General features: G+C 61.2%; 14 protein-coding genes. 2 read left to right on the forward strand and 12 right to left on the reverse strand.

The window, feature by feature from the left end; genetic code table 11:
* Positions 1-5: 5 nt before the first annotated feature.
* The 3 genes from gcvH to BT116_RS26365 all read right to left on the reverse strand — a co-directional run bounded on the left by gcvH (position 6) and on the right by BT116_RS26365 (position 3364).
* Positions 6-389, reverse strand: a complete 384-nt coding sequence (gcvH, locus tag BT116_RS26355; RefSeq protein ID WP_072348378.1) for a glycine cleavage system protein GcvH — start codon at positions 387-389, stop codon at positions 6-8.
* Between the two features lie 423 nt (positions 390-812).
* Positions 813-2321, reverse strand: a complete 1509-nt coding sequence (locus BT116_RS26360) for a sigma-54-dependent transcriptional regulator (RefSeq protein WP_063324630.1) — start codon at positions 2319-2321, stop codon at positions 813-815.
* 137 nt (positions 2322-2458) lie between these two features.
* Positions 2459-3364, reverse strand: coding sequence for a LysR family transcriptional regulator (locus tag BT116_RS26365; protein ID WP_072348380.1), 906 nt, complete (start codon positions 3362-3364; stop codon positions 2459-2461).
* Positions 3365-3475: 111 nt separating this feature from the next.
* On the opposite strand from BT116_RS26365, the gene BT116_RS26370 reads away from it, so the two are divergent.
* Both BT116_RS26370 and BT116_RS26375 read left to right on the forward strand, forming a co-directional pair.
* Positions 3476-4354 (forward strand): MBL fold metallo-hydrolase, encoded by an 879-nt coding sequence (locus BT116_RS26370; protein WP_072348381.1) that lies wholly within the window; start codon positions 3476-3478, stop codon positions 4352-4354.
* Positions 4355-4555: 201 nt separating this feature from the next.
* The gene (locus tag BT116_RS26375; protein WP_072348382.1) at positions 4556-5170 is read left to right on the forward strand and encodes an NAD(P)-dependent oxidoreductase; all 615 of its coding nucleotides are present in this window, start codon (positions 4556-4558) and stop codon (positions 5168-5170) included.
* 19 nt (positions 5171-5189) lie between these two features.
* Here the strand turns inward: BT116_RS26375 and BT116_RS26380 are convergent, their stop codons facing one another.
* From BT116_RS26380 to BT116_RS26420, 9 genes are all read right to left on the reverse strand, one after another.
* Entirely contained in the window at positions 5190-5519 is a 330-nt protein-coding gene (locus BT116_RS26380; RefSeq protein WP_170845998.1) for a GlpM family protein, read from the reverse strand.
* Positions 5520-5543: 24 nt separating this feature from the next.
* On the reverse strand, positions 5544-6872 hold the full coding sequence (locus tag BT116_RS26385; RefSeq protein WP_072348386.1) for a two-component response regulator AauR: 1329 nt from the start codon (positions 6870-6872) through the stop codon (positions 5544-5546).
* The gene (locus BT116_RS26390; protein ID WP_072348388.1) at positions 6869-8773 is read right to left on the reverse strand and encodes a two-component sensor histidine kinase AauS; all 1905 of its coding nucleotides are present in this window, start codon (positions 8771-8773) and stop codon (positions 6869-6871) included. The genes BT116_RS26385 and BT116_RS26390 overlap by 4 nt, the downstream gene beginning before the upstream one ends.
* A 212-nt stretch (positions 8774-8985) precedes the next feature.
* On the reverse strand, positions 8986-9720 hold the full coding sequence (locus BT116_RS26395; protein WP_003204983.1) for an amino acid ABC transporter ATP-binding protein: 735 nt from the start codon (positions 9718-9720) through the stop codon (positions 8986-8988).
* The gene (locus BT116_RS26400) at positions 9717-10388 is read right to left on the reverse strand and encodes an amino acid ABC transporter permease (protein ID WP_072348390.1); all 672 of its coding nucleotides are present in this window, start codon (positions 10386-10388) and stop codon (positions 9717-9719) included. The genes BT116_RS26395 and BT116_RS26400 overlap by 4 nt, the downstream gene beginning before the upstream one ends.
* Positions 10388-11134: an amino acid ABC transporter permease gene (locus tag BT116_RS26405; protein ID WP_072348393.1), complete on the reverse strand. Its 747-nt coding sequence runs from the start codon at positions 11132-11134 to the stop codon at positions 10388-10390. Before BT116_RS26405 ends, BT116_RS26400 begins: the two co-directional genes overlap by 1 nt.
* Positions 11135-11324: 190 nt before the next feature.
* Complete coding sequence (locus BT116_RS26410) at positions 11325-12239, reverse strand: glutamate/aspartate ABC transporter substrate-binding protein (RefSeq protein ID WP_072348395.1); 915 nt, start codon at positions 12237-12239, stop codon at positions 11325-11327.
* Between the two features lie 446 nt (positions 12240-12685).
* On the reverse strand, positions 12686-14224 hold the full coding sequence (gene glpD / locus BT116_RS26415; protein WP_072348396.1) for a glycerol-3-phosphate dehydrogenase: 1539 nt from the start codon (positions 14222-14224) through the stop codon (positions 12686-12688).
* 227 nt (positions 14225-14451) lie between these two features.
* Positions 14452-15207, reverse strand: a complete 756-nt coding sequence (locus tag BT116_RS26420) for a DeoR/GlpR family transcriptional regulator (RefSeq protein WP_003204973.1) — start codon at positions 15205-15207, stop codon at positions 14452-14454.
* Between the last annotated feature and the right edge of the window lie 63 nt (positions 15208-15270).

Raw genomic sequence — 15270 nt, forward strand, 5'->3', positions numbered from 1 at the left:
GCTCCTCAGGCTTCGGCGTTGGCTTTGATCAGGCGGTCGTAGGCGTCCTGATCCAGCAGTTGGTCAACTTGGGCGGCGTCGGCGGGCTTGAAGCGGAAAAACCAGCCTTCGCCCAGGGGATCTTCGTTGACCAATTCCGGATTGCTTTCCAGGGCCGGGTTCACTTCGAGCACTTCACCGTCCAGTGGCATGTAGACACCGCTGGCTGCTTTCACCGATTCCACGGTGGAGGCTTCGGCACCCTTGTCGTAGCTTTGCAGTTCCGGTAACTGAACATAGACCACATCGCCCAAGGCGTTCTGGGCAAACGCGGTAATACCGACAGTAACGCTGCCGTCGGCTTCGGTGCGCAGCCATTCGTGATCTTCAGTGAAACGCAACTCGCTCATGGAAACTCCTGGGGCCAGATTCGTCTGGTGGACGCGAAGAAAGGCGCGGGGCTTGGCCCGGCCGAATGCTAATACCCATAGCAAGAATGCGGCCAATGTTAATAAGTGCTTACATATCAATGGTTTGATTGGTTTTGTCGAAACTTGGATCGACTTCGCTGTAGCGAAATCGCTACAGCTGAGAGGCTGGATAAAATCGTTGTGGGATCAAAGCCTTGCGCAGCGCTGCTTACCGATGGGTGTAGCGATATCGTTCCACTGTAGCGCTTTCAGTACAGATGGAGGTCGTTTTTGACATGATTTCGACCGCAACTCAGGCCCCTGTGGGCGCTTGCTCGCGACAGCGGTGTGTCAGTCAACCTATGGCTGACTGGGCTACCGGTCATCGCGAGCAAGCTCCACACAAGGGGGACTGCGGCGGGTTTATGGCTTTCCGGAAATCCCGTACTTGCGCAACCGATGGGCAATCGCGGTATGGGAAGTCTGCAGGCGACTGGCGAGCTGGCGAGTGGAGGGGTAGTTGACGTAGAGGCTTTCGAGCAGGTGCTTCTCGAAGTTTTCCACGGCCTGTTCCAGGCTTTCGACTTCCACATCGCCCTGGCGTGCGACGGAGGTGCCGGCGATGTCCAGGTCGCCGATGTCCACCAGGCTGCTTTCGCAAATGGCGGCGGCGCGGAAGATCACGTTCTGCAATTGCCGCACGTTGCCCGGCCAGCGGTTGCCCAGCAGGGCCGGGTACGTGCCAGGGGCCAGGCGGCAGACCGGGCGCTGGATCTGCGCGCAGGCCTGCTGCATGAAATAACGCGCCAGCAGCAGGATATCCTGGCCGCGCTCCCGCAGCGGCGGGACTTCGACATTGAGCACGTTCAGGCGATAGAACAGGTCTTCGCGGAATGAGCCCTCGCTGACCATTTTCTCCAGGTTGCGGTGGGTGGCGCTGAGGATCCGCACGTTGACCTTGATTTCCCGGTCGCCGCCCACCCGGCGGAAGCTGCCATCGTTCAAGAAGCGCAGCAGCTTGGCTTGCAGGTACGGCGACATCTCGCCGATTTCATCGAGGAATACCGTGCCCTGGTTCGCCAGCTCCATCAGCCCTGGCTTGCCGCCTCGTTGCGCGCCGGTGAAGGCGCCGGGGGCATAGCCGAACAGTTCGCTTTCCGCCAGGTTCTCCGGCAATGCCGCGCAGTTCAGGGCCAGGAACGGTGCGCCATGACGGGCGCTGATGGCATGGCAAGCCCGGGCCACCAGTTCCTTGCCGGTGCCGGTTTCACCCTGGATCAGCAGTGGTGCGTCCAGCGCCGCGACCCGCTGGGCCCGGGCCTTGAGGGTGCGGATCGCCGGGGATTCGCCCAGCAGCGCGTCGAAGCCTTCGGCGTGATCGTGATGCAATGCCGACAGGCGCTCGCCGATGCGGTTCGGCTGATACAGCGTCAGCAGCGCGCCGGCATCGGTGATGGGCGTGGCGTCCAGCAGCAAGGTCTGGCCGTTGAGGGTGATTTCCCGCAGCGGCAAGCGAAAACCGTTCTCCAGCAAGGCGTCCAGCAATGCCTCGTCACCGAACAGCTCGGCCACGCTTTCCCCGGCCGGTTCACGCCCGTACAGAGCAATCAGCGCCGGGTTGGCCAGCAGCACCTTGCCGGCACTGTCCAGGGCCAGCACCGGGTCGGTCATGGCCGCGAGCAAGGCATCGAGCTGTAAGTGCCGCCGCTGGCCCGGCAGGATGTCCACCACGGTGACCGCCTGCACGCCGCGCACGCTGAACAACGCCTCGCGCAACTCGTCGAGCACTTGCGGGCTGAGGGTCGGGGCGTCGATGTAGACGTTGGGCGGCACCATCTCCACCGCATCCAGGTTGAGATTGCGCCCACCGAGCAAGGCCAGGACTTCCTGGGTGATGCCGACGCGGTCGATGAAACTGACGTGGATACGCATGGGGCGATGGGTTCTGGAACTCGGAGGGCCGCAAGTATGCCTTGGGGCGGGCTATTGGTGAAATCCTGGTGCAGCAGCGAGCCCCTTGTGGGAGCGAGCTTGTTCCCACAAGGGGACAGTGGTGAGGCGAGTATTTTCTACAACCCCACATCCCACTCCGGTACCTCGGGAAATTTCTGTACCAGGAAATCCAGCAGGCTGCGCAGTGCCGATGGCATGTGTTTGCGTGAGGCGTACACCGCGTACATGTTCATTCGGAGGGGTTCGGCGTGGGGCAGCAAGCGGATCAGTTCGCCATTCTTGATATGAGCGCCGGCCTGGTAGCTGGGCAGCATGGCCACGCCGGCACCGGCTATCGTTGCCTGAAGCAATGTGCTGGCTTCGTTGGCGCTGATATTACCTTGCACCGGAACCGAGACCTGCTCGCCGTCCTGCTCGAAATTCCATAGGCTCTTGCCGACGTAGGAGTGGGTCAGGCAGTTGTGTCGGCTCAGGTCTTCCACTCGCAGCGGTGTCGAGTGCTCGCGCAGATACTGGGGCGAGGCGCAGATCACCGAGCGGCAGACCGTGAGGCGACGGGCAATCAGGTTTGGGTCCAGGTCGTTGCTCATGCGGATCGCCAGGTCGATGCGCTCATCCACCAGGTTCACGGTGCGGTCGAGCATCTGCAGGTCGACGCTCACCCCTGGGTAGCGCTTGACGTATTCGGCCATGGCGCTCGCCAGTTGGGCCTGGCCGAACGACGTACTGGCACTGATGCGCAACATGCCCCGTGGCGCATCGTCCGGGGTGCTGACGGCGGCTTGCATGTCGCCGGACAGCTCCAGCATCTGCCGGCACCGCGGCAGGATCTCGGAGCCTGCGGCCGTCAGGCTCAGCTTGCGGGTGGTGCGGTGCATCAGCCGGGCACCGACCCAGTCCTCCAGCTCCGCCAGATACCGCGACACCACTGGGCGCGACAGGTCCAGATGCTCGGCCGCCGCCGACTGACTGCCCAGGTCCACCACCGTGACGAACACCCGCATTGCTTGTAGACGATCCATGATCTGCCCGATTTCAGAAACAAACTATGTTGGATCATCGCATTTTTTGAAATGAATCAGGTCACTAAGCTTCGTCTCATTCCCTTCGGGCTTTTGGACAATGGAGCACCCATGACCGCATTCACCCCACTCAAGCGCCTGTTGCTGGCGACCGCCTCGCTGGCGTTCGCCGCACACACCTGGGCTGCGGACCTGACGCTGGACGTCTACAACCCAGGGGCGGCAGCGATTTTTCCGGTGACCTCGGTATTGGTCAGCGGCGAGAGGGAGGCGATCCTGGTAGACGCCCAGTTCGGCAAGTCCCAAGCCGTGCAGGTCGTGGAAAAGATCCGCGCCAGCGGCAAACAACTGACCACGATCTACGTCAGCCATGGCGATCCAGACTACTATTTTGGTCTGGAAACCCTCACCGCCGCGTTCCCTGAGGCCAAGGTGCTGGCGTCGGCGCCGACCGTCGAGCACATCAAGCAGACCATGGACGGCAAGCTGAAATATTGGGGGCCGATCCTGAAGACCGATGCCCCGGCCAAAGCCATCGTGCCCCAGGTGCTCAAGGGCGACAACCTGACCCTGGAAGGCCAGCGCTTGCAGATCGTCGGCCTTGATGGCCCACAGCCGGACCGCAGTTTCGTGTGGATTCCGTCAATCAAGGCCGTGGTAGGCGGTGTGGTGGTGGCCGGGAACATTCATGTGTGGATGGCTGACACCCAGACGCCGCAGTCTCACAAGGATTGGCTGGCGACCCTCGCCAACATTGAAAAACTGCAACCGGGTACGGTGATTCCAGGTCACTACCTGGGGGACAGCGCCCGTTCCCTGGCCTCGGTGCGCTTCACCGCCGGCTACATCAAGGCTTTCGACGAAGAAACCGCCAAGGCCAAGGATTCCGCCGCGCTGATCCGCGCCATGAAACTACGCTATCCGGACCTGGGTGAAGACAGCTCCCTGGAGCTCAGTGCCAAGGTGGCGAAGGGCGAGATGAAGTGGTGAATCCCGATCTGTGATCGGAGCACCGTTGTGGCGAGGGGATTTATCCCCGCTGGGCCGCGAAGCGGTCCTAAGAAGGCTGACCAAGTTACATCAGGCCTGTGGCATGTGATGCATTTAGGGGACTGCTTCGCAGTCCAGCGGGGATAAATCCCCTCGCCACAAGAGTATGTATTTCAACATCGCTAATCACTGGAGAACACCATGAGCAAGATCGCAATCATCGGCGCCACCGGGCGCGCGGGTAGCCAACTGTTGGAAGAGGCCCTGCGCCGCGGTCACAGCGTGACGGCCATTGCCCGCAACACCGCGAAAATCGGCGAAAGGGCCGGGGTGGTCAGCAAGCAGGTGGACGTATTGGACAGCGAGGCGCTGATCGCCGCCATCGACGGGCATGACGTGGTGATCAGTGCCGCGCACTTTGCCACCGTGCCGGCCGACAAGGTCATCGCGCCGGTGAAAGCCACTGGGGTCAAGCGTTTGCTGGTGGTCGGCGGGGCCGGTTCGTTGCTGCTGCCGGATAACAGCCGTGTGATCGACAGTGATGGCTTCCCGGAGGAATACCTGGCCGAAGCCAGCGCCGGTGCATTGTTCCTGGATGTGCTGCGCAAGGAACAGGACCTGGACTGGACGTTCCTCTCGCCTTCGGCGGAGTTCGTGGAAACCGAGCGCACGGGCCAGTTCCGTGTCGGCAAAGATCACCTGCTGTTCGACGCCGACGGGCGTAGCTGGATCAGCTTCGCCGACTACGCCATTGCGATGATCGATGAAGTGGAAGCGCCGCAGTTTTCGCGGATGCGGTTTACCGTCGGTTATTGAGCCGTAGGTTTTACAGGGATCAGCCGTTAACCCGCACCCAGACGGTGACCAGCACCGTCGCTGCCATCAGCCAGGCGACGGCTGCCACGGCCAATGAGGCTTCGAGGCGCAGGCGGTCGACCATGACGTACAGCGTTGCGAGATAGACGAAGTACGGAATGATCGACCACATGCCAAACACGATGGTGGTCTTCAGATCGTCCACCGAGCGGCCTTTGCCAACGATGTAGTGGGCGATCAGGGCGAAGGTGGGGAACAGCGGCACCAGCCCGGCGATGTAGTAATTCCTGGTCTTGGCCAGCATCGCCAGGATGACCACCACGGCTGCACCCAGCGCCGCCTTGAAAATCAGGTCCACACGTTCACCCTTCGGTTAATGGCTCAGGCCATATTTTTTGACTTTGTCGAACAGCGTGGTCTTGGCCATGCCCAGCTCCTGGCTGGCCTGGGTCAGGTTGCCACCGCTGCGTTGCAGGGCGTCCACCAGCAGGTTGCGCTCGAAGGCTTCGACTGCTTCGGCGAAAGCCAGGCCCTGGTTGCCGCCGCTGGCACCGGAGCGCTTGAACGCCGGCAGGCCCAGGGCGTAACGCTCGGCGACGTTGCGCAGTTCGCGTACGTTGCCTGGCCAGTCGTGGCTCATCAGGTTCGACAGGGTCTGGTTGTCCAGCTCCGGCACCGTGCGGTCGAAGCGCAGGGACGACTGCTGGAGAAAGTGCTTGAACAGTTGCAGGATGTCCTCGCGCCGCTCGCGTAGCGGCGGCAGTTCCAGGGTCACCACGTTGAGGCGGTAATACAAGTCGCTGCGGAACTGCCCGGTCCGGCCCATTTCGTCCAGGTCGGACTTGGTGGCGGCGATCACCCGGCAATCCACGGCCACGCTCTGGTTCGAACCCAGGCGCTCTAGGGTGCGTTCCTGCAACACACGCAGCAACTTGATCTGCAAGGGCAGGGGCATGCTTTCCACTTCGTCGAGAAACAACGTGCCGCCATCGGCGTGCTCGATCTTGCCGATCCGGCGTTTGCCAGCACCGGTAAAGGCATTGGCCTCGTGGCCGAAAATCTCGCTTTCGAACAGGTTCTCTGGCAGGCCGCCGCAGTTCAGTGCGACGAACTGCTTGTCGTGGCGTCGGCTGAAGTCATGCAGGCAACGGGCGACCAATTCCTTGCCAGTACCGGTTTCACCTTCGATCAGCACGTTGGCCGAGGTGTCGGCGACGTTGGCGATCAGCGCGCGCAGGTGCTGCATGGCGGGCGAGCGGCCGATGATCCGGCCTTCCAGGGAATCGCGTTCGGCCAATTGCCGACGCAGCGATGACACTTCCCGGGCGAGGCTGCGCTGCTCCAGGGCACGGCGGGCGACATCCACCAGGCGTTCAGGGGAGAAGGGTTTCTCCATGAAGTCATAGGCACCTTTTTGCATGGCGCCGACGGCCATGGAAATGTCGCCGTGGCCAGTGATCAGCACCACCGGCAAGCTGCGGTCCCGCGCCTTGAGGCGGGTCAGCAGTTCCAGGCCATCGATGCCCGGCAGGCGAATGTCGCTGATGACGATGCCGGCAAAGTTATCGTCGACGCGCTCCAGGGCCTCTTCGGCGCTGCCCACGCCGATGCAGGGAATGTCTTCCAGGGTCAGCGCCTGCTGGCAGCCCAGCAGGACATGGGGGTCGTCTTCGACGATCAGTACGCTCAGGTCGTTGTTCATAGCGGCTCGGCAGGTAAAAGGCTTACCAACGGTAAACTGAGGACAAACGTGGTTCCACTGCCCTCGACCGGGTGTTCGACGCCCAGGTATCCACCCGTGGCAGCGGCCAGGCTGGCGGAAAGCGTCAGGCCCAGGCCCAGGCCTTGTTCGCCGGGTTTGGTGGTGAAGAAGGGTTCGAACAGATGCTTGCGGGTTTCTGGATCGATGCCGTGGCCGTTATCCCGCACGCGCAGACGATATTTGCCATCTTCGGCCTGGCCTTCGAGCCACAACCGCGGCTCGGGTTGGGTCTGCATGGCGTCCAGGGCGTTGCCGATCAGGTTCACCAGGATCTGCTCCAGGCGCGTCTGGTCAATTTGCACCTGGACGTCGTCGAAGCGGGAATGAATCTGGATGTTCAAGCTTTCAAGACGAGCGCCCAGCAGTTGCAGCGCGGCCTCGACTCCGTTGCCGAGGCTGGCCTGGCCCTGGTCGTCCCCACGCCGGGCAAAGGAGCGCAGGCTGGCGGTGATCCGGCCCATGCGGTCGATCAAATCGTTGATGGTCTTGAGGTTGGCGCTGGCGATATCCAGCTGGCCGCGTTCCAGGAAGCGCACGGTGTTGCCGGACAAGGTGCGCAGTGCCGCCAGCGGCTGGTTGAGTTCGTGGGCGATGCTGGTGGACATCTGGCCGATGGCCGCCAGTTTTCCGGCCTGGACCAATTCGTCCTGGGCCCGGCGCAAGGTCTCTTCGGCCTGTCGCCGCTCGCGGATCTGGCCCTTGAGTCGTTCGTTGCTGGCGCGCAGGTCGGTGGTGCGTTCGGTAATCCGACGCTCGAGCTGGTTGTTGGCTTGCTGCAAGGCTTCCCGGGCCGCGAGACGGGTGGCGATGACCTTGCGCCGTTCGTTCCAGGCGATCAACAGGAATGCCACCAGGGCGAAGGCCACCGCCACCAGGATGCCTTGGTTGATCGCCTGGCGACGCAGGTCTTCAAGTGGGGTCAGCAGGGTGAAATTCCACGGTGTATCGCTCAAGGGCCGGGTCTGCGACAAGTAGCTGATGGCGCGCTCATCGGACACCAGTTCGGTGTTGGCCGGGAAGGTCAGCTTCTCCATGCCTTCGGCCAGGCGTTCCCGGGCCAGGGGCACCAGTTCATTGAGCGGGAACCAATAATATTGCAGGCTGCGGGCCAGGCGTTCCTTGGTGTCGTCGCTCAGGGGGCGAACCGACTTGAGCCGTCGCGCCGGGTCGCTGGACAGGATAATGATGCCGTTCTCATCACTGACGAACGCCTCCAGCCGCGCACGTTGCCAGCGTTCCTCAAGGGCTTCGAGGCGTACCTTGACCACGGCGACCCCGATGATCTTGCCTTGTTGTTCCAAGCCGTGGGCCAGGTAGTAGCCGGGTTCGCCGTTGGTGCTGCCGATGCCGTAGAAGCGCCCCGGCTGGCCGCGCACGGCATTCTGGAAGTAGGCACGGAAGGACAGGTCTTCGCCCAGGTAACTGTCGACATCGCGCCAGTTGCTGGTGGCCATCACCCGGCCGGTAGTATCCATCACGTAGATGGCCCGGCTGCGGCTGCGACGGTTCAGGCCTTCGAGGTATTCATTGACGACCTTGCGGTGCTCGGGTGTCGGGTCGTCGAGCAGTTGCGAGACACTTGACTCAAGCTCCAGCAGGCTGGGCAGGTAGGTGTACTTGCTGATCTCGCTCTCGACCGCACGGGCGTGCAGTTCCAACTGGCGCTCGCCATTTTCGGCGAGGCCACGTACGCCATAGTGCTCGCTGATCCAGAAGCCGAGGTAACCCAGGCCGATCATCAGGGCAATGACCAGTGGCGGCAGGAACAGATGGCGGATCAGGCGGGGTTTCACGGCGAGTGATGGCGGCGCGGCGCGATAGAGGGTGGGGTCGCATTTCATCACAGAAGCCTTGGGTCAACCAGTGTGGCGGCGGCCGCCCTTCGAACCCGGTCCGGTGGCGAGGGAGCTTGCTCCCGCTCGGCTGCGAAGCAGTCGCATAATCGGCTCATGCAGTATGCCAGGTACACCGCATTCGCCGGTTTTGGGGTCGCTGCGCGACCCAGCGGGAGCAAGCTTCCTCGCCACAGGAGCCGCTCCAAAGGACGTGGCGCTTAGTGCTGCAGGATTTTCTCGAGGAAATGCTGCGCGCGTTCGGAGCGGGCGCTGATGTCGCCGAAGAACTCTTCTTTCTTGCAGTCTTCGATGATCTGGCCCTGGTCCATGAAGATCACCCGGTTCGCCACTTTGCGGGCGAAGCCCATTTCGTGGGTCACGCACATCATGGTCATGCCTTCGTGGGCCAGTTGCACCATCACGTCGAGCACTTCGTTGACCATTTCCGGGTCGAGAGCCGAGGTCGGCTCGTCGAACAGCATCACCACCGGGTCCATCGCCAGGGCACGGGCAATCGCCACGCGCTGCTGCTGGCCGCCGGAGAGCTGGCCCGGGTGCTTGTGGGCGTGGGCCGAGAGACCGACCCGCTCAAGCAGTTGCAGGCCTTTCTTGGTGGCCTCTTCCTTGCTGCGGCCCAGCACCTTGATCTGCGCGATGGTCAGGTTTTCGGTGATGGTCAGGTGCGGGAACAGTTCGAAATGCTGGAACACCATGCCCACCCGCGAGCGCAGTTTCGGCAGGTTGGTCTTCGGGTCGGCGATGGACGTGCCATCGACCACGATGTCGCCTTTCTGGAACGGTTCCAGGGCGTTCACGCATTTGATCAGCGTGGATTTGCCGGAACCGGACGGCCCGCACACCACCACCACCTCACCCTTGCTGACCTCGGTGCTGCAATTGGTCAGTACCTGGAAGTCCCCATACCACTTGTTGATGTTCTTGATAGAGATCATACGGCGAACCTTTTTTGCAGACGCTTGACCAGCTGCGAGGCGGCAAAGCTGACGGTGAAGTACACGAGACCTGCGATGATCAGGAACTCATTGGAGCGGCCGATGATGTCGCCACTGGCCCGCGAAGCATTGAGGAAGTCCACCAGGCCGACCGTGTAGACCAACGAGGTGTCCTGAAACAGGATGATGCTTTGTTGCAACAGCAGCGGGGTCATCTTGCGAAACGCCTGGGGCAGGATGATCAGGCGCATGGTCTGGCCGTAATTCATCCCCAGTGCCTGGGCGGCCCCCATCTGGCCCTTGGGAATCGACTGCACGCCAGCCCGGACGATTTCGCAGAAGTACGCCGCTTCGAACATCATGAACGCCACGATGCAGGAACCGAATGCCCCGATCGGCGTATCTTCGCCGGTGATCCAGCGCAGCACGAACGGCACCGCCAGGTAGAACCAGGTGATCACCAGCAGCAGCGGGATCGAGCGGAAATAGTTGACGTAGGCGCCAGCGATATTGGAGATCAGCTTGTTATGGGACAGGCGCATCAGCGCCAGGATCGTGCCGAGGATGATCCCGCCGATCACGCCCAAGGCCATCAGCTTGAGGGTCATCACCATGCCGTTCCACAAACCGGGAATGGCCGGGATGATGCCAGTGAAGTCGAATTCCATTATTTACCCCCCACGGAGATCAGGCCGGGCACCGCGACTTTCTTCTCGACCATGCGCATGAGCAGCATCAGGCTCATGTTCAGGGTGAAATAGATCAACGTGGCCAGGGTAAAGGCTTCGAACAGGTTGGCGGAGAACTCGGCGGTCTGCTTGGTCTGCGCGAGCAACTCCATCAGGCCGATCAGCGAGGCCACGGAGGAGTTCTTGAAGACGTTGAGGAATTCCGAGGTAAGCGGCGGAATGATGATCCGGTAGGCCTGGGGCAGCAGCACGTTCCAGTAGATCTGCGGCAGCTTGAAGCCCATGGCACGGGCGGCGGATTCCTGGCCGCGCGGCAGCGCCTGGATACCGGTACGCACCTGTTCGCAAACACGGGCGGCGGTGAACAGGCCCAGGCACACGACGACGCTCAGGTAGGCCGAGGTGGTCGGGTTCAGGTCCTGTTTGTACCATTCCTGCAGGTCGGGCGGCAGTAGATCGGGCACCAGGAAGTACCAGATGAACAGCTGAACCAGCAGTGGCACGTTACGAAAGAGTTCCACGTAGCAGGTGGCGATGCCCGACACCAGCCGGTTCGGCACGGTGCGCATCACACCCAGAATCGAGCCCAGCAGCAGGGCGATGATCCAGGCTACGACGGCGATGGCGATGGTCCAGCCCAAGCCGGACACGTACCAGTCGAGATAGGTCTCGCTGCCCACGCCGGTGGACTTGAAGAACACGCCCCAGTCCCAGTTGTAATTCATTAGGGTCTCCCCTCAGATCGTTCGATGTACAAATGCCCGCCTGGGGAAATTCCGTTCCCGCCCGACTTGAAGGCCAGGCACACGCGATCGGCTCGACAGCCACCGGTTCGAGTGTTTCCAGATTTGCCAGCAGGGAGTGACCATCCCCTGAAAGGGCCGGGCCCTTTCAGGGGATAAGGTTAGTCAGAAATCAGGATTTCTTGTCGTCAGCCGCTTTATCGGTCGGCTTGGCGATCAGTGCCTTGAGTTCGTCGCTCATCGGGAAGTTCAGGTTCAGGCCTTTTGGCGGGATAGGTTGCATGAACCATTTTTCGTAGATCTTGTTGATCTCGCCCGAAGCGTAGGTGGCCTTGATGGCGTCATCGACGGCCTTTTTGAACGGCTCGTCGCCCTTGCGCATCATGCAGCCATAGATTTCGTAGGACTGTGGGGTGCCGGTCACGGCCCAGTCATCGGCTTTCTTGGCCTTGGCGGCTTCGCCAGCCAGCAGGGCGTCGTCCATCATGAACGCGACGGCACGACCCGATTCCAGCATCTGGAAGGATTCGCCATGGTCCTTGGCGGAGATGACGTTCATGCCCATCTGCTTGTCGGCGTTCATCGCTTTGAGAATGCGCTCGGACGTGGTGCCGGCGGTGGTCACGACGTTCTTGCCCTTGAGGTCGTCGAAATCCTTGTACTTGGAATCTTTCTTGGAGAGCAGCTTGGTGCCGATCTCGAAAATGCCAACGGAGAAGTCAACCTGCTGCTGACGCTCGACGTTGTTGGTGGTGGAACCGCATTCCAGGTCCACGGTGCCGTTCTGCACCAGCGGGATACGGGTTTGCGAGGTGACCAGGTTGTATTTGACCTGCAGATTGGGCAGGTCCAGGTCTTTTTTCAGCGCTTCGACGACTTTCATCTGGATATCGTGGGAGTAGCCAACGGGTTTGCCGGAAGCATCCGCGATGTAGGAAAACGGAATGGAAGCGTCGCGATGGCCAAGCGTGATAACGCCGGACTCTTTGATCTTTTTCAGTGTGCCGGTCAGTTCGGCTGCGAAAACCGGAGTGCTGATCAGAGCGGCAGCCATGGCTGCGCCCAGGAGATGGGGAACGATACGCATCGATGTTTCCTCGACATTGTTTTTTTTATTTCGGCCGGTTTGTCGGCCCTGAGTACTTCGAAGTGCCTGGCAGCTCCTGTTGTGTTGGCGTACAGGCATTCGTCTCCAGAAGTGTAGAGCATGACTCGTGCCAGGCCAGGGTGGTCTGTTTAACTTGTTGTTTTACATGGTAATTAATGTTTTGTTTCAGGTTTGTGCTGGCTGCTTTATCCGGTTAGCCGAACTGACTGGCGGGTCGTGTTCGGAAAACCGAATGGCTTGAGCTCGTCTCGATCCATTGTGGGAGCGAGTTTGGCGATAGCGGTGTGTCAGTCCCATACAGGGTTGAATGTGCTGGCCTCATCGCGAGCAAGCTCGCTCCCACAGGGGGGCGGGAGGTGCACGCCAGATAGCAAAAAGCCCCTGAATCGCTGGATCCAGGGGCTTTGGGTTTCGCGGGATATCCGTCAGGCCGCTTCGATCTTGCGCCGGTTGTGCTCGACCTTGTCCAGGTACTGCTGCAGTTTCTCCTGCTCGACCGGGGTGGTGAACAAGCCCAGCTTGCTGCGGCGCCACAGGATGTCCTGGGCATCGACGGCCCACTCGTCGCTGCACAGGTAGTCGACTTCGCGCGTATAGAGACCGGCGCCGATGTGCTCACCCAAGTCGCCCAGGTTGTGCACGCCTTCGAGCATGCGCCAGGTGCGGCTGCCGTAGGTGGTGGCCCAGCGGCGTGCGATGTCGGTTGGCAGCCAGTCGAACTTGTCGCGGATCGCCGAGCACAGCGCCTGCGGGGTGGTCATGTTTTCGCCGCCGGGGAGGGCTTCTACGGCGGTCCAGCCCGGACGCATTTGCGTGAAATACGGGGCCAGTTGCGCCATCGCCGATTCAGCCAATTTGCGGTAGGTGGTCAGCTTGCCGCCGAACACCGACAGCAAGGGGGCTTCTTCACCGCCACCCGACAGCGCCAGGGTGTAGTCGCGGGTCACGGCCGATGGGTTGTCGGATTCGTCGTTGCACAGCGGACGCACACCGGAATAGCTGTGCAGGATATCGTCGCGGCTGATCTGCTTCTTGAAGTGGGCGTTGACCACCTTCAACAGGTAATCGGTTTCACCTTCGGTGATCGCCACTTTGGCCGGGTCACCGGTGTATTCGCGGTCAGTCGTGCCGATCAGGGTGAACTGGTTAAGGTACGGAATGGTGAACACGATGCGCTGGTCTTCGTTTTGCAGAATGTGCGCATGTTCGCCTTCGTAGAGTTTCGGCACGATCAGGTGGCTGCCCTGGATCAGGCGGATGCCATAGGGCGATTCCAGCTTCAGGTCATCGCGAATGAACTTGGCGACCCACGGGCCGGCGGCGTTGACCAGGGCCTTGGCGCGGATCGAAAACAGGCTGCCGTCGGCACGTTCCAGGTGCAGGTGCCACAGGCCTTTGCTGCGGCGAGCATTCACGCAGCGCGTGTGGGTGTGGATGTGCGCGCCTTTTTCCCGGGCGGCCATGGCGTTGAGTACCACCAGCCGCGCATCGTCGACCCAGCAGTCGGAATATTCGAAACCTTTGGTGATCTCGCTTTTCAATGCGCTGTCGGCACCGAACTTCAGGCTTTTGGAGCCGGCGAGCTGTTCACGCTTGCCCAGGTGATCGTAGAGGAACAGGCCGGCGCGAATCATCCAGGCCGGGCGCAGATGCGGGCGGTGAGGCAATACGAAGCGCATTTGCTTGACGATGTGCGGGGCCTTGGTCAGTAGCACTTCGCGCTCGGCCAGCGCTTCGCGCACCAGGCGGAATTCGTAATGTTCGAGGTAACGCAGGCCGCCGTGGATCAGCTTGCTGCTGGCCGACGATGTGTGGCTGGCCAGGTCGTCCTTTTCGCAAAGGAACACCGAAAGACCGCGACCGGCAGCGTCCGCGGCAATCCCCACGCCGTTGATCCCGCCACCAATGACGGCGATGTCGTAAATCTCGGCGAGAGGGGGCGTAGGCAAGGTAGAAGTGGGCATCGGCTGGCCTCGGGCGCTTTTCGTAATATTTGAATTCGAACATAAATGTTCATTTGCGAAAATACTAGCCCATAAAGACAGCAACAGCCAGCTAACTTCGATTGAAAATACTGATCAAAGGAAGCTGAAAGGAAAATTTTCGAACACGAAGACAGCTTGAGGCAGATAGGAAGGCATCTGTGGCGAGGGGATAAATCCCCTCGCCACAGAGGAGGACCGGAAGGGCGTCAGACCACTTCCAGGCGAATCTTGTGCTGGCTCAGCAACTGCGCTAGGGCCGGCACGGGTTGCTGGTCAGTCACCAGGCAGTCGATCAGGCTGATGGGGCCCAGGCGGACCATGGCGTTGCGCCCGAATTTGCTGGAGTCCGCCGCCAGCAGCACTTGCCGGGCGTTGGCGATGATGGCTTGGGAAACCCGCACTTCCTGGTAGTCGAAGTCCAGCAGGCTGCCGTCTTCATCGATCCCGCTGATGCCCACCAGGGCGAAGTCGACCTTGAACTGGTTGATGAAGTCGACGCTGGCCTGACCCACCACGCCGCCGTCACGCCGTACGTTGCCACCAGCGATCAGGACTTCGAAGTCGTCCTTGGCGCTGAGGATCGAAGCCACGTGCAGGTTATTGGTGATGACCTTCAGATGGTTGTGATTGAGCAGCGCCCGGGCAATGGATTCGGTGGTGGTGCCGATGTTGATGAACAGCGAGGCGTGATCGGGGATCTGGGCGGCGATGGCTTCGGCGATGCGTTGCTTCTCGTCGCGCATCTGATCGGCGCGCATGGCGTAGGCGGTGTTTTCCACGCTTGAATCGTAGGCGGCGCCGCCGTGGTAGCGACGCAGCAGGTTCACTTCCGCCAGTTGGTTGATATCGCGGCGAATGGTTTGTGGGGTGACGACGAATAGCTGCGCCATTTCCTCGATGCTGACATAGCCGCGTTCGCGGACCAGTTCGAGGATTTGCTGCTGGCGGGGAGGCAGATTCATGGGGCTTCCTTTGGGCTGCCGTACAAAATTTGCCCATGATGCCGCAGGAATCCACTCCCGACC

This window comes from Pseudomonas sp. NFACC16-2, assembly GCF_900119205.1.
In the GTDB taxonomy this organism is placed as follows: domain Bacteria; phylum Pseudomonadota; class Gammaproteobacteria; order Pseudomonadales; family Pseudomonadaceae; genus Aquipseudomonas; species Aquipseudomonas fluorescens_Q.

Bases quoted from the DNA above. Each gene is read 5' to 3' on its own strand.
- gcvH (WP_072348378.1), bottom strand. From the start codon at position 389: ATGAGCGAGTTGCGTTTCACTGAAGATCACGAATGGCTGCGCACCGAA.
- BT116_RS26360 (WP_063324630.1), bottom strand. From the start codon at position 2,321: ATGCGTATCCACGTCAGTTTCATCGACCGCGTCGGCATCACCCAGGAA.
- BT116_RS26365 (WP_072348380.1), bottom strand. From the start codon at position 3,364: ATGGATCGTCTACAAGCAATGCGGGTGTTCGTCACGGTGGTGGACCTG.
- BT116_RS26370 (WP_072348381.1), top strand. From the start codon at position 3,476: ATGACCGCATTCACCCCACTCAAGCGCCTGTTGCTGGCGACCGCCTCG.
- BT116_RS26375 (WP_072348382.1), top strand. From the start codon at position 4,556: ATGAGCAAGATCGCAATCATCGGCGCCACCGGGCGCGCGGGTAGCCAA.
- BT116_RS26385 (WP_072348386.1), bottom strand. From the start codon at position 6,872: ATGAACAACGACCTGAGCGTACTGATCGTCGAAGACGACCCCCATGTC.
- BT116_RS26390 (WP_072348388.1), bottom strand. From the start codon at position 8,773: ATGAAATGCGACCCCACCCTCTATCGCGCCGCGCCGCCATCACTCGCC.
- BT116_RS26395 (WP_003204983.1), bottom strand. From the start codon at position 9,720: ATGATCTCTATCAAGAACATCAACAAGTGGTATGGGGACTTCCAGGTA.
- BT116_RS26400 (WP_072348390.1), bottom strand. From the start codon at position 10,388: ATGGAATTCGACTTCACTGGCATCATCCCGGCCATTCCCGGTTTGTGG.
- BT116_RS26405 (WP_072348393.1), bottom strand. From the start codon at position 11,134: ATGAATTACAACTGGGACTGGGGCGTGTTCTTCAAGTCCACCGGCGTG.
- BT116_RS26410 (WP_072348395.1), bottom strand. From the start codon at position 12,239: ATGCGTATCGTTCCCCATCTCCTGGGCGCAGCCATGGCTGCCGCTCTG.
- glpD (WP_072348396.1), bottom strand. From the start codon at position 14,224: ATGCCCACTTCTACCTTGCCTACGCCCCCTCTCGCCGAGATTTACGAC.
- BT116_RS26420 (WP_003204973.1), bottom strand. From the start codon at position 15,207: ATGAATCTGCCTCCCCGCCAGCAGCAAATCCTCGAACTGGTCCGCGAA.